Annotated in this window: 11 protein-coding genes; 3 read left to right on the top strand and 8 right to left on the bottom strand. The window is 69.9% G+C overall.

The annotated features are described in order from the left end of the window. Position 1: 1 nt before the first annotated feature. The 7 genes from OHT57_RS07795 to OHT57_RS07765 all read right to left on the bottom strand — a co-directional run bounded on the left by OHT57_RS07795 (position 2) and on the right by OHT57_RS07765 (position 8,890). On the bottom strand, positions 2-793 hold the full coding sequence (locus OHT57_RS07795; protein WP_328745319.1) for an IclR family transcriptional regulator: 792 nt from the start codon (positions 791-793) through the stop codon (positions 2-4). A 32-nt stretch (positions 794-825) separates the two neighbouring features. Next, entirely contained in the window at positions 826-1,698 is an 873-nt protein-coding gene (purU, locus tag OHT57_RS07790) for a formyltetrahydrofolate deformylase (protein ID WP_328745318.1), read from the bottom strand. 180 nt (positions 1,699-1,878) lie between these two features. After that, complete coding sequence (locus tag OHT57_RS07785; protein WP_328745317.1) at positions 1,879-4,455, bottom strand: CBM35 domain-containing protein; 2,577 nt, start codon at positions 4,453-4,455, stop codon at positions 1,879-1,881. A 60-nt stretch (positions 4,456-4,515) separates the two neighbouring features. Continuing rightward, entirely contained in the window at positions 4,516-5,370 is an 855-nt protein-coding gene (locus tag OHT57_RS07780; RefSeq protein ID WP_328745316.1) for a carbohydrate ABC transporter permease, read from the bottom strand. Next, complete coding sequence (locus tag OHT57_RS07775) at positions 5,367-6,323, bottom strand: carbohydrate ABC transporter permease (protein ID WP_328745315.1); 957 nt, start codon at positions 6,321-6,323, stop codon at positions 5,367-5,369. The genes OHT57_RS07780 and OHT57_RS07775 overlap by 4 nt, the downstream gene beginning before the upstream one ends. 78 nt (positions 6,324-6,401) lie before the next feature. Next, on the bottom strand, positions 6,402-7,712 hold the full coding sequence (locus tag OHT57_RS07770; protein ID WP_328745314.1) for an ABC transporter substrate-binding protein: 1,311 nt from the start codon (positions 7,710-7,712) through the stop codon (positions 6,402-6,404). Between the two features lie 107 nt (positions 7,713-7,819). Beyond that, entirely contained in the window at positions 7,820-8,890 is a 1,071-nt protein-coding gene (locus OHT57_RS07765; protein WP_328745313.1) for a LacI family DNA-binding transcriptional regulator, read from the bottom strand. A 169-nt stretch (positions 8,891-9,059) separates the two neighbouring features. Here OHT57_RS07765 and OHT57_RS07760 point away from each other — a divergent pair, with 169 nt between their 5' ends. From OHT57_RS07760 to OHT57_RS07750, 3 genes are all read left to right on the top strand, one after another. Next, positions 9,060-11,165 (top strand): alpha-galactosidase, encoded by a 2,106-nt coding sequence (locus OHT57_RS07760; protein WP_328745312.1) that lies wholly within the window; start codon positions 9,060-9,062, stop codon positions 11,163-11,165. Positions 11,166-11,602: 437 nt separating this feature from the next. Next, positions 11,603-13,207, top strand: a complete 1,605-nt coding sequence (locus OHT57_RS07755; RefSeq protein WP_328745310.1) for a purple acid phosphatase family protein — start codon at positions 11,603-11,605, stop codon at positions 13,205-13,207. A gap of 76 nt (positions 13,208-13,283) precedes the next feature. After that, positions 13,284-14,360, top strand: coding sequence for a LacI family DNA-binding transcriptional regulator (locus OHT57_RS07750; RefSeq protein WP_328745309.1), 1,077 nt, complete (start codon positions 13,284-13,286; stop codon positions 14,358-14,360). Between the two features lie 84 nt (positions 14,361-14,444). Here the strand turns inward: OHT57_RS07750 and OHT57_RS07745 are convergent, their stop codons facing one another. Beyond that, positions 14,445-18,044 carry a LamG-like jellyroll fold domain-containing protein gene (locus OHT57_RS07745; protein ID WP_328753144.1) on the bottom strand — a complete coding sequence of 1,200 codons (3,600 nt, stop codon included), beginning with the start codon at positions 18,042-18,044 and terminating at the stop codon, positions 14,445-14,447. Positions 18,045-18,167 lie beyond the last annotated feature (123 nt).

Below are 18,167 nucleotides of genomic sequence, written 5' to 3'. Positions count from 1 at the left end.
GTCAGCCCAAGTGGCCGAGACGCCTGCTGAGTTCGTCGGCGCCCTCGACCAGCGCCGGTGCCAGCTCGTGCATCCGCTTCTCGGTGAGACGGAAGGCGGGCCCCGAGGCGGTCAGGGCGGCGACGACCTCGCCGTCGCGTGACCGCACCGGCGCGGCCATGGCGTTGAGGCCCTCCTCGTACTCCTCCACGGTCATGGCGTAGCCCTGCTCGCGGACCCGGGCCAGCTCGGCCTCCAGATCCTGCCTGGAGGTCACCGTGCGCTCGGTCATCCGGTCGAGTCCGGCAGCGGCGACGAGTTCGTCCCGGCGCTTGTCCGGCAGGTGGGCGAGGAGGACCTTGCCGCTCGACGTGCAGTGCATCGGCGTCTGCCGGCCGACCCAGTTCTGCGCCGTGATGGCGGAACGGCCGCGCACCTGGTCGAGGTTGATCACGTGATGGGACTCCAGCACCGCGATGTTCATCGTCTCGCCCAGGGCGTCGGCGAGCCGCTCGCAGATGCCACGGCCGTGCTTGGTGACGTCGATGCGTCCCGTGACCGCTCCGGCCAGCCGCACGATGCCGAAGCCGAGGCGGTACTTCCCGCGCTCGCCCTCCTGCTCGACCATCCCGTGCGCCTCCAGAGCGCCGAGCAGACGGAACGCCGTGGACTTGTGGACGTCGATCGCCGCGGCCACCTCGCTGACGCCCGCCTCACCGCGCTGGGCAAGGATCTCCAGCACGGTGACGGCCCGGTCGACGGACTGCACACCGCCACCGGAGGTGCCCGCGGACTCGGTGCCGTAGTTGCTCATGGCGGAACCATATGCGAAGGGGGCGACTCCGGTCAGCGGAAGACGACCGTGCGACGGCCGTTGATCATCACCCGGTTCTGGCTGTGCCATTCGACCGCCCGGGCGAGGACCTGCGCCTCGACGTCGCGTCCGAGGGTGACCAGGGTCTCGGGGCTCTGTGCGTGGCTCACGCGCATGACGTCCTGCTCGATGATGGGCCCCTCGTCGAGGTCCGGGGTGACGTAGTGAGCCGTGGCCCCGACCAGCTTGACGCCGCGCTCGTACGCCTGGACGTAGGGCCTCGCGCCCTTGAAGCTCGGCAGGAAGGAATGGTGGATGTTGATCGCCCGGCCTTCGAGCTGCTTGCACAGGTCGTTCGACAGGATCTGCATGTAGCGGGCGAGGACCACGAGGTCGACGCTCAGCTCGTCGACGAGTTCGAGCAGCCGGGCCTCCGCGTCCGGCTTCGTCTCCGGGGTCACCGGCACATGGTGGAAGGGGATGCCGTAGCTCTCGGCGAGCGGGGCGAAGTCCCGGTGGTTGGAGACGATGCCCGCCACCTCGATGCCGAGTGCGCCGGTGCGCTGCCTGAAGAGCAGGTCGTTCAGGCAGTGTCCGAACTTCGACACCATGATCAGTGTGCGGGTCGGGGTCGATGCGTCGCACAGCTGCCAGGTGATCCGGTACGCCTCCGCGACCGGGGCGAAGCCGGACCGCAGCGACTCCAGGGACATGGCCGGGTCCGAGACGTCGAAGTGGACGCGCATGAAGAACCGGTCCTGGAGCCGGTCGTCGAACTGCTGGCTCTCCTGGATGTTCCCGGAGTGCCGGACGAGGAAGCCGGTGACGGCGTGGACGAGTCCGGAACGGTCGGGGCAGGAGAGGGTGAGGACGAACTCGCGGTCGGGTTGCGGTCGAAGAGACACTGAGTCCTCCCGAAGGCTGCGCATTACGCAACAGTGAGACTGATACGCAACATGGTCCCGGCAATGGCGGCCCGCGGTCAAGGGCTCGCCCGCTCTGAGGAACCCTCGGGCCACGTCGGACGTACGGACACGCGTGAGGGGCCCGGTGTCGGACACCGGGCCCCTCACGCGTGTCGGTCGTCAGCCGGCGAGCGGCGCGACCGTGATCCGGTCGACGTTGGGCGCGTACGCCGTGGCGTTGGCCAGGGTGACGGTGTTGGTGCCCGCGGCGAGGGTCACCGGGACGGGGAGGTCCCAGTAGTTGTTCCAGCTGTAGTTGTTGCGGAACATGACCGTCCGGGCGGTTCCGTTGACGCTGATCTGGGCCGCGCGGGAGACGACGTTGGTGTTGTAGTTGCCGGATCCCGAGACCTGGTTGTTGGCGTAGCGGACGTTCATGACGTAACGCCCGGCGCTCGCCGCACTGACCTTGAAGGTGAGCGTGTTGCTCGCGCCGTTGCCGATGTAGCCCACGTACTTGCCGCCGGACGCCCAGGTGTCCGAGGTGACGACGGCGGCTCCGGCGAGGGTGGCGGCCTCGGCCTCGTAGGCGGTCACGCCCGTGGTGTCGGCGCTCGCGGAGACGCGCAGGTCACGCAGGGTCAGTGTGGTGGAGCCCGAAGTGGCGGCGGTGATGCGGTTGTTGCCCGCCGACAGGTACAGCCGGGAGCTCTTGTCGGTGAGCGCCCCGCTGGTGGAGGCCAGTGTCACGGCGGTGGCGCCGTCCAGGGCGAGCGTGCCGGTGCCGTTGGAGGAGTAGTCGGTGTGCACCGTGTAGTAGCCGTCGGTCGGCGCGTACACGTCGAAGATCGCCGAGTCCGCGGAGTCCAGGGCCAGGGACCCGGCGCCGGTGGTGCCGGACACGGAGTAGCCGTACGCGGGTGTGCCGGTGACGTCGGTGTAGGCGGCCGGGTAGAGGGTCTCCGCGCTGGAGGCGGCGGTGAGGTCGATCTTGTCGAGGGTGACCTCGTTCGTGCCCTTGGCCAGGGTCACTGTGTGCGTGCCCGCCGTCAGCGACACCGAGGCGCCGGCGGTGGCACGGTAGACCCAGGACAGCGTCGGACCGTAGGTGATCGTCTGCGCCGAGCCGCCGTCGACGGTGAGGGTCTGGGTCGCCGGGGCGCCGGACTGGTTGCCGTAGAAGACGTTGAGGTTGTACGTGCCCGTGGTCGGCACGTTGACGGTGAAAGCGACCTTGCTGGTCGACTGGTTCAGGCCACCGACGTCCTTGGTGCCCGAGGTGGCGTGGCCGAAGTAGTTGGAGACCGTGCCCTGGGTGTAGACCGTGCCGCCCGTGATGGCCGCGCTCTCCGCCTCGTACGACGCCGACCAGGGCACGGAGGCCGCGGTGGGCGTGCCGGTGCCGGCCGGGTTGACGGTGATGCGGTACGCCGACATCGGGTCGAGGCTGGTCAGCGGCACGGTGATGCTGCCGTCGGCGGCGACCGTGTAGGTGCTGCGGGCCAGCACGCCCGGCGCGGACGCCCCGCCCTCGTAGCCGCTCCACGCGGTGCGCTCGACGGTGACGTTGACGGTGCTGCCGAAGGCGGACGGTATGTGCTGGATGACGGTGTCGGCCGCGCCGGCGGTCCCGCCGCCCAGCAGCACCTGTGCCTGCTTGCGGCCGGTGTCCAGGGACGCGATGCCCTGGAGCGTGTCGACCACGCCCGGCTGCGGCGGGGTCACCTTGGTGGTCTGTCCGCTCAGACCGGCGTACCAGCGCATCAGCCACCAGTTGCCGTTCGGGATGTTGGTCTGGGCGACGTTGTCGTCCAGGTTCCCGGCGATGTCCCAGTACGCCAGGTCGGCGTCGACCTTGTTCCGCTCGAACACCGACATCCACTGGATCATCTGCCCGGGGACCGACAGGTCGCGCTGGTCCGCGTACTCGTCGATGTTGACCGGCCGCTTGCTGATGCCCGCGCTGGTCTCCAGGGCCCGGTAGGTGGCGAGGGTGGAGTCGAAACTCGACAGTGAACTCGGCGCCAGTTCGTGCCAGGTGGTGACGTCGGGCACGACGTTGTTGGTCTTCGCCCACGGGTAGAAGTCGGCCATGAGGCGGGTGTCGTAGTGCGTCTCGTTGGGGCCGGCGATCCGTGCGTTCGGGATGATCGACCGGATCTTGTTGTAGACGGTCGCCCAGTCGCTCTCGAAGCTGCTCAGCGCGTTCGCGTAGGTGGTGGCGTTGGAACTGCCCAGTCCGCTGTACCAGTTGCCGTCCGGCTCGTTGAACGGCACCCATACGAACGTGGCGGCGTCCGAACGGGCCGCCACCTTGCGGACCATGGTGTCGACCTTGGCCAGGTAGTCGCTCAACCCGTTGTTCTCGTAGGGCCAGTTGGCATAGATGTCCTGCATGTAGATCAGGTTGTCGCCGCCGCCCGTGCGGGCGTACTGGGACTGCACGACCAGCGCGTCGCCGTTGGGATGCTGGGCGCCGTCGGGCGCCTTGGTGGCGATGCTCGTCATGTGCAGCGGCGCGACCACGCTGTCGCCGGGCACACCGTCGTCGCTGAGCCCGTACAGGGCACCGTTCGCGCCGTGCGCGACCGCGCCGGTGGTGGTGCCGAGGTCGACCGTGAACCGCGGGTTGGCGGCCTCGGCGGCGGACGGGGTGAGGAAGCCGGCGACCAGTGCGGCGACTGCGGCGGCGCCGGTGAGACCGGCGAGACGTCCGGTTCTGCGGCGGTTGTGGGACATGGCGGAAGAGCGAGGCATGGCAGACCTCCTCCTCCCGCACCGTTGCGGGAGGCTCGTGGTGCTACTGCGGGGGTGGGCTTACTTGACGGCGCCGCTGGTGATGCCGGAGACGATGCGGCGCTGCGCGATCACGAAGACGAGCACCATGGGAAGGCTCATCATCACGACGTAGGCGAAGATCAGATGCCAGTTGTTGAGGTACAGCTGGGCGCTGGCGACCTGGTAGAGGTTGAGCGGCAGGGTGGCCTGGTCGCCGCTGCCGAGGACGAAGAAGGCGTAGAAGATGTCGCTCCAGGCGAACAGCATCACCATGATCGTCGCGGTGGCGATGACCGGCCTGAGCAGCGGCAGGATGATCTGCCAGAAGACCCGCAGCGGACCGGCGCCGTCCATGCGCGCGGCCTCCTCCAACTCCTCGGGGAGCGCGCGGATGAACCCGGTCATGAAGAAGATCGACGTCGACAGGTACATCCCGGCGTAGACGCCGATCATGCCGGGCCGGGTGCCGGCCAGGCCGAGCTGGCGCAGCTCCATCACGATGGTGATCACCGCGGGAGGCAGCAGCAGACCGCTGATGCTCAGCGCGTACAGGGCGTTGACCAGCCGCCCCTTGCGCCGGGCGAACACCCAGGCGGCGCCGGCCCCGAGGAGCAGGACGAGCACCACCGAAGGGGCCACCACCAACAGGCTGTTCACAAAGCCCTGGACGACCTTGCCCTCGTCGAAGGTCTGCTTGTAGTTGGCGGCGGCCTGGACGTGGTGGGGCAGGGACAGGTTGGGCTTGATGGCCTCGGCCTGCGGCTTGACCGAGGTCACCGCGACCAGCCACAGCGGGATGCCGATGGTCACGGCGGCGGTCAGCAGCACGACGACGGGCTGCACCCAGCGCCAGGGGCGCCGGTGGACGGGCGCGAACGCGCCGATGGTGGTCACTGGTTGTTCTCCCTGCGGCGCAGGCCGACGATGACGGGCACGGCGAGGACGACGACGATGAGGAAGAGCACCAGGCTCATCGCGGAGGCCTGCGCGTAGAGCCCCTGGCCGAAGATGCGGAACATGTAGATGTTGAACACCTCGGTCTCACTGCCCGGGCCGCCCGCGGTGGTGGCCTGGACGATGTCGAAGGTGTTCATGGAGCCGATCAGCGCGGTGGTCACGTTGAATGTCACCGCGGGTGCCAGCAGCGGGAACCTGATCGACCAGAAGGTGCGCCAGCCGCCCGCCCCGTCGATCCGGGCCGCCTCCAGCACGTCACCCGGCATGCTCTTGAGGCCCGCCAGGTAGATCAGCATGGCCAGGCCCATCCACTTCCAGCCGTGGATCAGGGTGACCACGACCAGCGTCCAGGTGGTCGAGCCGAGCCAGGGCGTGTCGACGGGGTGCCCGGCCAGGGACGACAGCACGCTGTTCAGTGCCCCGTCCTGGGCGAGCAGGGCCCGGAAGATGTAGCCCACCGCCAGGGCGGAGATCAACACCGGCAGGAAGAACACCGCGCGGAAGAAGCGGTTGAAGCGGGTGTCGCGTTCGAGGAGCAGGGCGAGCCCGAGACCGAATCCGTTCTGGAAGACGGCCACGAGGACCGCGTACTCCAGGGTGATGCGGATGTCCCGGACCATCGACCCGTCGTGCAGGATCGTGGAGAAGTTCGAGAAGCCCACGAAGCTGATCTGCGGGTGGAACGCCGACCAGTTGGTGAACGGGTAGACGAAGTTCAGCAGGTTCGGCAGCAGGAAGAACACACCGAACACGGCGAGCGCGGGCACCGCGAACCACCATGGCTGGTTGGCCCTGCGACGGGACCGCCCGCGCCGGCCGGGACGCGTGGCCCGGTCCGCTTCCTGTGCGCGCGTGGCGTCCTTGACGCCCAGGGTGGCAGTGTCCGCCACGATTCAACCTCCGGTACGGGACCCCGGGCACGCCACCGACGGGCGGCCCGGGGAGGGGACTGGCTGGGGGTGTACCGGTCAGAAGCCGGAGACGCCGCGGGCCTTGAGGACCTGCACGAACTGGTCCTGGGCGGCCTGGGCGACCTGCTTGGGGGTCTTCTTGCCGTAGATCATGTCGGCGAGGGCGAGGTGCATGTCGGGCGCGGTCAGTGCCTTGACCTGGAAGACGCCCTGCGCGGTGGCCAGCGCCTCGGACTGAGTGATCGCGGTCTGCGGCAGTCCGGCGGGGTTGGGTACGGCCGGCTGGACGGAGACGAGCTTGTTGGCCGCGATGTAGGCCGGGTAGTCCTTGCCGAGCCAGAAGGACAGGAACTGCCGGGCGGCGTTCTGGCGCTTGTCGTCACCGGTGTTGAAGGCGACCACGCCGTTGGTCTGGTCGGGCGAGTACTCGGCCTTGGCGGCGGTGTTGGAGAGGGGGAACCAGCCCAGTTTCTGGTCCATCTCCGCGGTGCTGGAGGTCGCCTGGATCTCGGACTGGAGCGCGGTGACGTTCACGGCCATCGCCGCGCTGCCGTCCATGATCGCCTTGCCCTGGTCCACGAAGGTCGCGGTCTTGTAGTTCTTCTGGGCCAGCCCGCCGTCGAGGACCTTCGTCTTGTACTTGGTGATGGCGTCGACGATGGTCTTGTTGGTCCAGGAGTCCTTGTTCTTGTTCAGGTTGTCCCAGAAGCTCTGCGGCAGGTCCGTCATCTGGAGCTGCACCTGCCACTGCAGCGGCCACTTGTCGCCGCCGACCTCGAAGAACGGGGCCACGCCCGTCTTCGACTTGATCGTCTTCGCGTCGGTGAGCATGTCGTCGTAGCTGGTCGGCATCGTGGTGATGCCGGCCTTCTTGAAGACGGCCTTGTTGTAGTACACGCCGAGCACCGCGGGGCTGGTGACGATCGCGGCGTAGCGGTGGCCGTCGACCTGGCCGAGGCCCTGCTCCGTCTTGCCGAGCTTGGAGACCCAGTCCTCGTTGTCGAGCTGGAGCAGGTTCTGGGCCGGCTGGATGAACGGCAGGGTGCTGCCCGTGGGCTGCCAGAACATCAGGTCCGGCTTGGTGCCCGAGGCGAGCTTGGTCGGCACGTTCGACTCGTAGGGGTCGGGGATCACCTCGGTGGTGATCTTGGCGCCGGTGGCCTTCTCGAACGCGTCGATGGCCTGCTTGGGCTCGGAGACGCTGTTCTGGGCGACCCACATCGTCAGCTTGACGCCCTTGAGGGAGGCGGTGGCGTCGACCGACCCGGTCGGTGCGGCGCCGGTGCCGCCGGCGGTGCTGTCGCTGCACGCGGTGGCGGTCAGCCCGATGACACAGGCGGTGGCAAGGACGGAGACGGCTCTTCTCATGGCGGAATCCTTGGTCGTACGGAGGGTTGGGTGGTGCGGTACTGCTGAGGGTCGTGCTGTGGGGCGGTCCGTGCTGTGGGGATCAGGGGGCCGGGTGCCGGTCCGGTTCAGGAACGGTGCGGACCGGCGCTCTCGCGGTGGACGAGCGTCGGTGCGGCCGGCGGGGGCGGGGGTTCGTGCCGGTCGGTGTCGAGCTGGGCCCGCAGCAGCCCGAAGGCGGCGCGGCCCAGACCGTGGAAGTCCATGCGGACCGTGGTGAGGGAGGGGGTGAGGAAGGCGGAGTGCGGGGCGTCGTCGAAACCGATGACACTGACGTCCTGAGGAACCCGCAGGCCGGCGTGGTGCAGAGCCCGCAGGACACCCAGCGCCAGGTCGTCGTTGCCGCACAGGATCGCGGTGACGTCCGGGTTCCCGGCGAGCTTCCTCCCCGCCTCGTATCCGGCCTGCGCGTCCCAGCCCCGGCCGCAGGGCGGGGGAGGAGTCACGCCCGCCGCCTTGAGAGCCTGGCGCCAGCCCTCGGCGCGGGGTGCCGCCGAGCGCCGGGTTCCGGTCGAGGCGGGGATCGCGACGTAGTGCACGGTCGGGTGCCCGAGCCCGAGGAGGTGTTCGGTGGCTGCACGGGCCGCCTCCCGGTCGTCGGCCCACACCGCCGGACGGCCGGGCGTGTGGCCGGGCGGCGGCGCCTCCACCAGCGCCGCGCACGGCACCTGCGCCGGCACCCGGTCCAGTACGGCGGCGCCGAGCCGGTCGTAGCCGATGACCACCAGACCGCCACCGGTGTCGGCGGCCGTGGCGACCGTACGGTCCAGGTCGTCCTCGGGGGTCACCACCCGCACGCCGAGTGCGTAGCCGGCGGAGCGGGACGCTTCCTCCAGACCCTGCAGGGTGGCCGCGTAGCCGTGGAGGACGGTGTTGGAGGTGAGGACCGTGACCGCTCGGGTCACCCCGCTGGCCAGGGCGAACGCGGTGGCGTTCCGCCTGAACCCCAGGGCACGGACAGCCGCTTCGACGCGTCCGCGGGTCTCCTCCTTCACGTTCGGACGGCCGTTGATGACCCTCGAAACGGTCTGGTAGGAGACGCCTGCCGCCTGGGCGACATCGCGGATGCTGGCGGGTCTGTGCTGCCCCGGGGAGGGGGCGGTCTGGCCGCCGAAGCTTGTGTGACCGGTCACAACCATGCGAGGATTGTGAGCGGTCACATCGCGGGCGTCAAGAGACCGTAACCGGGGATTTACCTTTCAAACACAACCGCCGACGAGGCCGACTCTCTCCCGCCGAGCGGAAATCCCCAGCTCATCGCTTACGAGACCGTCGCAGTACCGAACCATCCCGGAAGGGGAAATTGCGTTGACCGCAGTCGTCGGAACACTCGAGAGATCCCGTCTCTGGTCGCACCCGGAACTCGGGCTGCACGCCGTCCTGGACGCCACGGGCTCGGTCCGGCTGGGGGCGTTGGGCCAGGACTGGGCGGGCCTGGTGCCCGTCGTGGAGATCACCGCCACCGGTCACGGACGCCTGTGGTCGGGTGAGCGCTTCATCGAGACCGCGATCGGCGACCGCCTCACCTACCGCGACCACGAGAGCGTCCGGGAGGGAAACCGGGAGCGTACGACGATCCGGCTGGCCGATCCGGAGACCGGTCTGGTCGCCGAGGTCACCCTGGAGACCGCTTCCGGTGCCGGTTTCCTGCGCTCGCGGGTGCGTCTGGTCAACGAGGGCGGCGCACCGCTGCGGCTGGAGAGCGTGAGCACCCTGACCCTCGGCGGCATCACCGACGAGGACGCCGGTCTCGACGGACTGACCCTGCACTGGGCGGACAACGACTGGCTCGCCGAATGCCGGTGGCACAGGGCTCCCTTCCGCGACCAGGTCGTCCCGCTGAGCCGGTTCGCCCACGGTCACGAGGGGCGCGGCTGCTTCGAGCGCTACTCACAGGGCAGCTGGTCCACCGGCCGCCACCTGCCGATCGGCGCGCTCACCGACCGCTCCGGCCGCACCTGGCTGTGGCAGATCGAGTCCAGCGCGGGGTGGCGCTTCGAGAGCGGAGAACGCGAAGGCGTCGCCTATACCGCCCTGTTCGGCCCCGACGACGCCCACCACCAGTGGCGGCACACCCTCGCGCCCGGCGAGGACTTCCGCACGGTTCCCGCCGTCCTGGTCCGCGCCGAGAGCGGCGGCCTCGATGCGGCCTTCGGTGAACTCACCGACTACCGCAGGCTGATCCGCCGCGCACACCCCGACCTGCGCGCCCTCCCGGTGATCTACAACGACTACATGAACACCCTCATGGGCGACCCGACCACCGAGAGGCTCCTGCCGCTCATCGAGGCGGCGGGGAAGGCCGGCTCCGAGGTCTTCGTCATCGACGCCGGGTGGTACGACGACGACGCCCAGGGCTGGTGGGACGCGGTCGGCGCGTGGGAGCCCGCCCAGGGACGTTTCCCCGGCGGCATCCAGGAGGTGCTGGAAGCGATACGACGCCACGGCATGGTCCCGGGACTGTGGCTCGAGCCCGAAGTCGTGGGCGTGCGCAGCCCGTTGGCCCACACCCTGCCGGCGGAGGCGTTCTTCCGGCGCGGTGGCCTGCGGGTGACGGAACACGGCCGGCACCACCTCGACCTGCGCCACCCCGCCGCCCGGGCCCACCTCGACGCGGTCGTGGACCGGCTGGTCGGCGAGTGGGGCGTCGGGTACCTCAAGCTCGACTACAACATCAACATCGGCCCCGGCACGGAGAGCGGCCCGGAGAGCCCCGGCGCCGGACTGCTCGGACACCACCGCGCCCACCTCGACTGGATGAACGGTCTCCTTGACCGGTACCCCGACCTGGTCCTGGAGAACTGCGGCTCCGGCGGCCTGCGCATGGACTACGCCCAGCTCGCCGTGGCCCAGATCCAGTCCACCAGCGACCAGCAGGACCCCCTGCGCTATCCGCCCATCGCCGCCGCGGCCGCCACCGCCGCGACGCCCGAACAGGCGGCCGTGTGGGCCTACCCGCAGCCCGACCACACCCTTGACCGGATCGCCTTCACCCTCACCGGGGCGCTCCTGGGCCGGGTGCACCTCTCCGGCTTCCTCGACCGCATGAGCGACGAGCAGTTCGAGCTCGTACGCGCGGCGATCGGCGTCTACAAGGACATCCGGCCGGAGATCGCCGACGCGCATCCCTTGTGGCCACTGGGGCTGCCGGACTGGGAGGACGCCTGGATCGCCCACGGCCTCAAGGGGCAGTCGTCCACCTTCGTCGCCGTGTGGCGCCGGGACCGGGACGGCGTCCCGGAGAGCCGGACGCTCACGCTTCCCCACCTGCGCGGTGTCCCGTTGCGCCCGGAGGTGCTTCAGCCCACGACAGCCGACGCCACGACGGAGTGGGACGCGGCCGAAGCGAAGCTCACGATCCGTCTTCCGCGCACCGACACGGCGGTACTCCTCCGGCTGAGCGCGGCGCTGTGAGTACGGCTTCGTGAGCGGGGCTTCCTGGTTATGGAAGGGGGCGGACCCGCGCTGTCGGCTCCGCCCCCTTCCGGCAAGTTCCACCGCGAGCCGGGCTCACTGCGTCGTCCCGCCGGGGTGAGCGTCGAGCACGGGCGGCGACCCGGTGTCGTGGTTCTCGCCGAGGCAGTGGGCGGGCCTCCCGCGCGGCCGTCGCCTGCTCCACGTCGGCCTGGTGGCCCGGGGCGACCGCGTCGACGGTTCCCGACTCCCGATGCCATACGTCCAGCCTGTCGCACCCCCCGGTCATGACCCCGTCGGGCCCCGGCAAAGGCACGGACAAGATTGGCCCTCGCGGAGCGCCCCTTGCGGCTCGATGGCCCTCTGTCAACGTGGCGTTCACCCAGGTGCCGCCAAGGCGCGCCAGGGTGCGGTCGTCGTCAGCCAGGGAGGGCACCATGACCGCACAGTCAGATCCGGGTACATCGGACGAGTCGGCGAAGACCCCCGAGGGGGTCAGCCGTCGCCACGCGCTCGGCCTGCTCGGTACGGCGGGGGCGGGCGCGGCCGTCACCCCGTTGCTCGCAGCGGGTACGGCACAGGCGGCCCCCGCTCTGCATCTCACCGCCGACTCCTCCGGCGCGCCCCCGGTCCAGGGTCTGCACCTGACCTTCGGGGCGGACCCGTGCACCCGGATGACGGTCTCCTGGCTCACCGACCGGCCGGTGACCAGACCCCAGGTGCGCTACGGCACCCTGGAACACGGCTTCGGCTCCGGCGCCGAGGCCCGGACCGTCACCTATGTCGACGGCACCTCCGGCCGTACCGTGTACGTCCACCACGCCGCGCTCGAACGGCTGCGCCCCGGCACCGAGTACATCTACCTCGCCACGCACGCGGGGGCCACGCCCGACAGCGGTACGTTCCGCACGGCTCCACGCGGACGGCAGCCGTTCACCTTCACCAGCTTCGGCGACCAGTCCGCCCCGCAGGTGACCTGGGCGGCCAACGGCACGCCCGCCCTGGACGCGAACTCCACCCCCGCCACCAAGGACATCGTCACCGGTGTCGAGCAGGTCGCCCCGCTCTTCCACCTGCTCAACGGCGACCTGTGCTACGCCAACCTCGACGTCGACCGCGTGCGCACCTGGAACAACTTCTTCACCAACAACACCCGTTCGGCACGCTTCCGCCCGTGGATGCCGGCGGCCGGCAACCACGAGATCGAGAAGGCCAACGGCCCGCTCGGACTCGGCGCCTACCAGACCTACTTCGCCCTCCCGTCCACCGAGACGGACCCCGAACTCGCCGGCCTCTGGTACGCGTTCACCGTCGGCTCGGTCCGGGTGATCGTGCTCCAGAACGACGACAACTGCCTCCAGGACGGCGGCGACGTCTACATCAGCGGCTACTCCGGCGGGCGCCAACTCGCCTTCCTGGAAAGGGAACTGAAGGCGGCACGGTCCTCCCGTGACGTCGACTGGGTGGTGGTCGCCATGCACCAGGTCATGATCAGCTCCTCGGACGCCAACGGCGCCGACCTGGGGCTGCGCCAGAAGTACGGCCCCCTCTTCGACCGGTACGGCGTGGACCTGGTGCTGTGCGGCCACGAACACAACTACGAGCGCTCACTGGCCGTCCGCGGAGTGGTCACCGGCAGCGAGACCCTGACCCCGAACCCGGTCTCCGGGGCCACCGACTCCATCGACACCGGCCTCGGCACCGTGCACATGATCCTCGGCGGCGGAGGCGTCTCGGGCACCACGAACCAGAACTTCTTCAAGGACGGCAGCGCCAAGGTGATCACCTCCGTGTCGTCGACCGCCGGCGCCAACGGCAAGCGCACCTCCACCTACACCAAGGAGCAGGCGGTCTGGACGGGAGTCAGGGACGTCGAGCACCCCTACGGCTTCGCCGCCTTCACCGTCGACCCCGGCCGGCACGCCGGCGACACCACCCGCATGCACGTGACCTACTACAACGTGAACAAGCCGGGCGGCGACCTGTCGGTCTTCGAGGAGTTCACGCTGCACCGCCGCCGCTCCGACGGCCACACCGGGTGACGGTGTCTCCCAGGGGGTTCAAGCCTTGACCAGTCGCTCTGGCTAGGATTCGAGGTGCCGACATCGGGAGACATCAATGACGCCAGTGGGAGGCCAGGGACAGAGCCCCGGCGCGCCGCGTGCCGTGGACGTGGCCCGGCGGGCCGGGGTCTCGCAGAAGACGGTCTCCCGGGTCTTCAACGGCGAGCGGTACGTGTCCGTCGAGGTACGGGGGCGGGTGCTCGAAGCCGCGGAGGAACTCGGCTACCGGCTGAACAACGCTGCCCGGGCCCTGGCCTCGGGACGTACCCGTTCGATCGGTGTGGTCACCCTCGGAACCGCCCTGTACGGACCCGCCTCCCTGCTCATCGGAGTGGAACGGGCCGCCCGCGACGCGGGCTACGCGCTCCGCGTCGTCAACACGCTGGAGGGCGATCCCGCAGGCGTCGCCGGAGCCATGGAGTCACTTCTCGAACAGGGCGTCGACGGCATCGTCGTGTCCGAACCGATCGACGAGGGGCCCGCCTCGCTCGGTGTCGACGTCCCGGTCCTGGTCCTCGGGGCGCCCGCCGGTTTCGGCGGTCCGCGCGCGGTGGCCGCGGGGGTCGGCGCCGAGTCGCTGGCGCGGGTGGCCACCGAACACCTGCTGGATCTGGGGCATGTGACGGTCCATCATCTGGCCGGTCCGCAGAGGTGGTTCGCCGCCCGGGACCGTCTCCAGGGCTGGCGGGCGGCGCTCGCGGAACGCGACAGGCGGCAGCCGTCCGTCATCGAGGGCGACTGGTCGGCCTCGTCCGGCTACGCGGCGGGTCAGGAAATCGCCGCCGCCGGCGACGTCACCGCCGTGTTCGCCGCCAACGACGACATGGCCATCGGCCTGATCCGCGCGCTGCTGGAAGCCGGTCTGCGCGTGCCCGAGGACGTGAGCGTCGTCGGGTTCGACGACACCCCCGTCTCCGCCTACGTCACCCCGCCGCTGACCACCGTGCGCCAGCCGTTCGACGCCGTGGCCCACGAAGGGCTCCGGCGCCTGGTGCAGGCCATCGAGAAGCCGGACGAGGAGCCCGCACCGGTGAGCGATCCACCGGTCGAGCTCGTCGTACGCGCCTCCACGGCACCTCCGCCGAGCCGCGGGTCCCGGGCCGCCGGACGACCTTCGGGCACCGCCGACTGAACCGGCCTGTCCACCACCGGCCACGGCGGGGGACAGGCGGCCGGACACCGGCGGCGCCTCACGGCGCCGCCGGTGCACCTCACCTCACCGCACTTCCTTGGCATACGGCGCCACGACGATCCGGTCGATCAGCGGCGCGTACCGGGAGCGGAGCAGCACGCCGGGGAAGGTGTCCGAGGCGTAGCTGGTGCCGTCGAAGTTCGGCAGTTCCTCGGAGCGGAAGGCGATGGTGTTCCGCCCCTTCTTCAAGGTGACCGGCACCGTCAGTTCCCAGAAGTCGTTCTGGTGGAAGGTGTGCGGGAAGCCGACCCGTCGAGCCTCGCCGCCGTTGACGCTGATGTCGGCGTGGCGGGCCAGCGGGTCCGGGTTGTAGTGGGTGGCCTCGGACTGCTCGGGGTTGGAGTAACGGACGCGCAGCGCGTACAGGCCGGCCTTGTCCGCGCTGACGGTGAACGTCGCGGTGTTGCCGTTGCCCGGGTCACCGCCGATCCCGGTGATCGCCGTACCGTCGGTGGCGAGGGACAGCGGGGTGAGCGTGGCCGAGCCCGCGAGTACGGCGTCCTGCGCCTCGTAGGTACGCGTCCTGAGCGTGCCCTCGGTCGGTGTGACCGTGAGGCGGTCGACGAGCGTGGGCGACGAACCGCCCGTCACCGTCACCTTGTTGACGCCACCGGAGAGGGAGACCGCGACGCGGTTGCGGTCCTTGTCGAGGCGTAGGACGTCGTGTCCGTTGACGGAGAGCCGGGCGCCGGTGCCGCCGAGACTGTCGACCTTGAGGGTGGCCTCACGATCGGCGGGGGAGTACACCCAGAACGTGGCCGTCTGGCCCTTGGCGAGCCGGGCCGCGCCCGAGCCGGAGCCGGGCAGGTTGTAGGCGGCCTGTGCTCCGCCGCCCAGCCAGGCCAACTCGCCTTCGTAGACCTGCCTGTTGGCCGAGGCGTCCGGCAGGGACAGGGTGAGGCGGTCGACGATCGCGTCACCCTTCGTCACGCGCTTGCCGTCGAGGCTCTTCGCGGCGAGCGTCAGGGTGTGCTTGCCCTTGGTGAGCTTCACCTTGGTGTCGGTGTGGTCCCAGACCACCCACTTGTAGCCGAGCGGCAGGTACAGCTGCTGCTCGCCGTCGGCCTTGCCGTCCACACGCAGGAAGACGTTGGTGGGGCCCTGCTCCTTCACCTTGTCGAAGGTGTTGAGGGAGTTGGCGAAGACGCTCAGGTCGTAGGTGCCGTCCTCGGGCACGTCCACGGTGAAGTCGAGCGCGACGTCCGAACCGGTGCGCAGGCCGCCGACGTCGTAGCCGCCGGAGGTGTAGAACTTCGACACGTCCGAAGTGGAGCCCTCGGGGCCGTTCTTGGAGTAGCCCGAGCCCGTGTGCGCGGCGTCCTCCGCCTCGTACGACGACTGCCAGCGCACCGGCGGCGACTGCGTGCTCTTCGCCTTCCCGGCCGGGCTGAGGACGATCTCGTACGCCGAGGACTCCTTCAGCCTGGGCAGCGCGCCGTCACCGAAGTCGACGGTGACCGTGCCGTCCGAAGCGACCTTCAGGTTCTGCTCGCTCAGCAGCTTCGGGCCGGAGTTGTCACCGACCTGCCCGCTCCACTCGATCTCACGCACCCAGGCGTGCACGCGGTCCCCGAAGAGTTTCTTCTGGACGCCCGCGAAGGTGATGTGGCCCTTTCCGGTGGAGCCGCCGAAGAGCAGCCGGGCCTGCTTCTTCTTCGCGTCGAGCGTGGCCACGCCCTGCATGGTGTAGTTCCGGCCGGGGAACGGCGGGGTCACCGCCAGGGTGTGCCCGCTCATCGAGGCGTATGAATTGAGCAGCCACCACTGGCCGTTGCCGCGATTGGACTGCACAGCGGAGTCGGAGAGGTTGCCGTCGATGTTCCAGTACGCGATGTCCGCGTCGACCTTGGACTCCTCGATCGCGGAGACCCACTGGATCATCTGGCCGGGGACGGAGGTGTGGTAGTTGAAGGCGTACTCGTTGATGTTGACGGGGAGTTGGGTGCCCTCGCGAGAGGTCCCCTTGAACAACTCCTTTTCCCACACCCGGTACTTGGCGACGCTCTCGCGCACCGCCTCAGGATGGCTCAGCTCGTGCCAGGTGATCACGTCCGGGAGGGTGCCCGCGGCCAGCGCGTGGGTGAGGAAGCCCTTCACCTGGTCGTACAGGACACTGGTGTTGGGGCCGGCGATACGGGCGTCGGGCATCTTGCCCTTGATGAGCTTGTAGGCGGAGTCCCAGGCGGCGAAGTAGTCGTCCGGGTCGCTCAGCCAGCTGACCTTGTCGTAACTCCACTCGCCGGTGCCGAACATGTTGCCCTCGGGCTCATTGAACGGCACGAAGACGATGTTGTCCTGGTACTGCTCCGGCAGCTTCAGGACCTGGTCGACCTGGGTCGCGATCTTCGCTTCGTAGAGCTTCAGCTTCTCCTGCGGGGTACTGCCCGGCCACTCGTACGGGAAGCCGCGGTGGATGTCGGTCATGTAGATGTACACGTCGCCGTCGGTGGAGTCCGCCAGCGGCTTCACCACGTCCAGCGCGTCGGCACCGGGGTGCTGCGGGCCGTCCTGCGCCTTGGTGGAGACCGTGCGCAGACCCATGCCCTCGATGAGGTTGTTGGTGGGGACGTCCGGTCCGTACACGCCGTAGAGGGTGCCGGAGGCGCCGCCGTGGAACGCGCCGGTGTCCGACCCGAGGTCCACGGTGAGCGCCCCCTCGCGGACCACGGTGACGGTCGCCTGCACCGCGCGTCCGGCCGCGGTCCCGGCCACCGTGAAGGTCCCCGGCCCGGCGTACTTCTCCGGCGGAACGGCGTCCCAGACGATGGAGGTGTCGCGGTCGTAGCCGTCGGAGAACGAGGAGCGCACGACGGCCGGCAGGACCGGGGCGGTCCCGTCGGTGGTACGGACGTCGAAGGACGTCGTCGAGAGTGCGTCGAGGGTCGGCACCGGACCGCCGAGGCCGGCCACCTGCTCGGCGCTGAGGGCCGCGTGCCACACCGTGAAGTCGTCGATCGCGCCCTTGAGCAGCGGGTCCGGGTACAGGGACTTGCCTATGTAACCGGCCGCCGTGGCCGAACCGTCCAGCAGGTCCTTGGCCTTGATGCCGGTCGCGGCGGAGGACACCGCCACGCCGTCGAGGTAGGTGGTGAGCCGGCCGGCGACGGAGTCGAGGGTGACGGTGACCGTCCGCCACGCGTTCGCGGGCAGCGCGGTGTAGCCGCGGACCTGTGTCTCGCCGCCCCCGCCGCCGGTGGTCACGGAGGTCTGGAACAGCCCGTTGCCGTTGTAGGGCGTACTGAAGAGGTACTTGGAGGTGTCGGTGCCCAGATCGAAGATCCGCTGCCAGGACGACTTGTCGCCGCTCCACTTCACCCGGGCGGAGACCGTCAGGTCGCTTGCGTCGCCGACCACTTCGCGGGGCAGGCGGACGTACGCGCCGTCGGAGGTGGGCGCCCCGCCCGGCAGGTCGAGCGCCTTGCTGCCGTCCGGGCCCGCCACGGTCCGGGCGGTGGAGCCGTTCACCAGGCTCGCCGTCAGGCCGTTGCCGGAACTGTCGGCGATCTTTCCGGAGGTGAGGTCGTCCTGGTCGAAGGTGTAGCGGGCGGCGGGCTCCGGCGTCCCGGCCGCGTGAGCGGGGACGGCGGGTGCGGCCAGCAGGCCCGCGCCGAGGGCCAGCGCCATGGCGGCCGGGGCGCGGCGGCGCGGGGATCTGTCAGCGGATGGCATGGAAGCGTCCTCATCGTCGAGTAGCGGGTTCCGGTCGGCACACCTCAGCCGCCGTCGCACCGGCGGGAGCCGGTGTGC

It is taken from the genome of Streptomyces sp. NBC_00285 (assembly GCF_036174265.1).
Classification (GTDB): domain Bacteria; phylum Actinomycetota; class Actinomycetes; order Streptomycetales; family Streptomycetaceae; genus Streptomyces.
This window is presented reverse-complemented; position numbering and strand designations above follow the sequence as displayed.

What these genes read in the sequence shown, in the direction of transcription:
- OHT57_RS07755 (WP_328745310.1), top strand. Translation starts at nt 11,603, where the DNA reads ATGACCGCACAGTCAGATCCGGGTACATCGGACGAGTCGGCGAAGACC.
- OHT57_RS07795 (WP_328745319.1), bottom strand. Translation starts at nt 793, where the DNA reads ATGAGCAACTACGGCACCGAGTCCGCGGGCACCTCCGGTGGCGGTGTG.
- OHT57_RS07745 (WP_328753144.1), bottom strand. Translation starts at nt 18,044, where the DNA reads ATGGCGCTGGCCCTCGGCGCGGGCCTGCTGGCCGCACCCGCCGTCCCC.
- OHT57_RS07750 (WP_328745309.1), top strand. Translation starts at nt 13,284, where the DNA reads ATGACGCCAGTGGGAGGCCAGGGACAGAGCCCCGGCGCGCCGCGTGCC.
- OHT57_RS07785 (WP_328745317.1), bottom strand. Translation starts at nt 4,455, where the DNA reads ATGCCTCGCTCTTCCGCCATGTCCCACAACCGCCGCAGAACCGGACGT.
- OHT57_RS07770 (WP_328745314.1), bottom strand. Translation starts at nt 7,712, where the DNA reads ATGAGAAGAGCCGTCTCCGTCCTTGCCACCGCCTGTGTCATCGGGCTG.
- OHT57_RS07765 (WP_328745313.1), bottom strand. Translation starts at nt 8,890, where the DNA reads ATGGTTGTGACCGGTCACACAAGCTTCGGCGGCCAGACCGCCCCCTCC.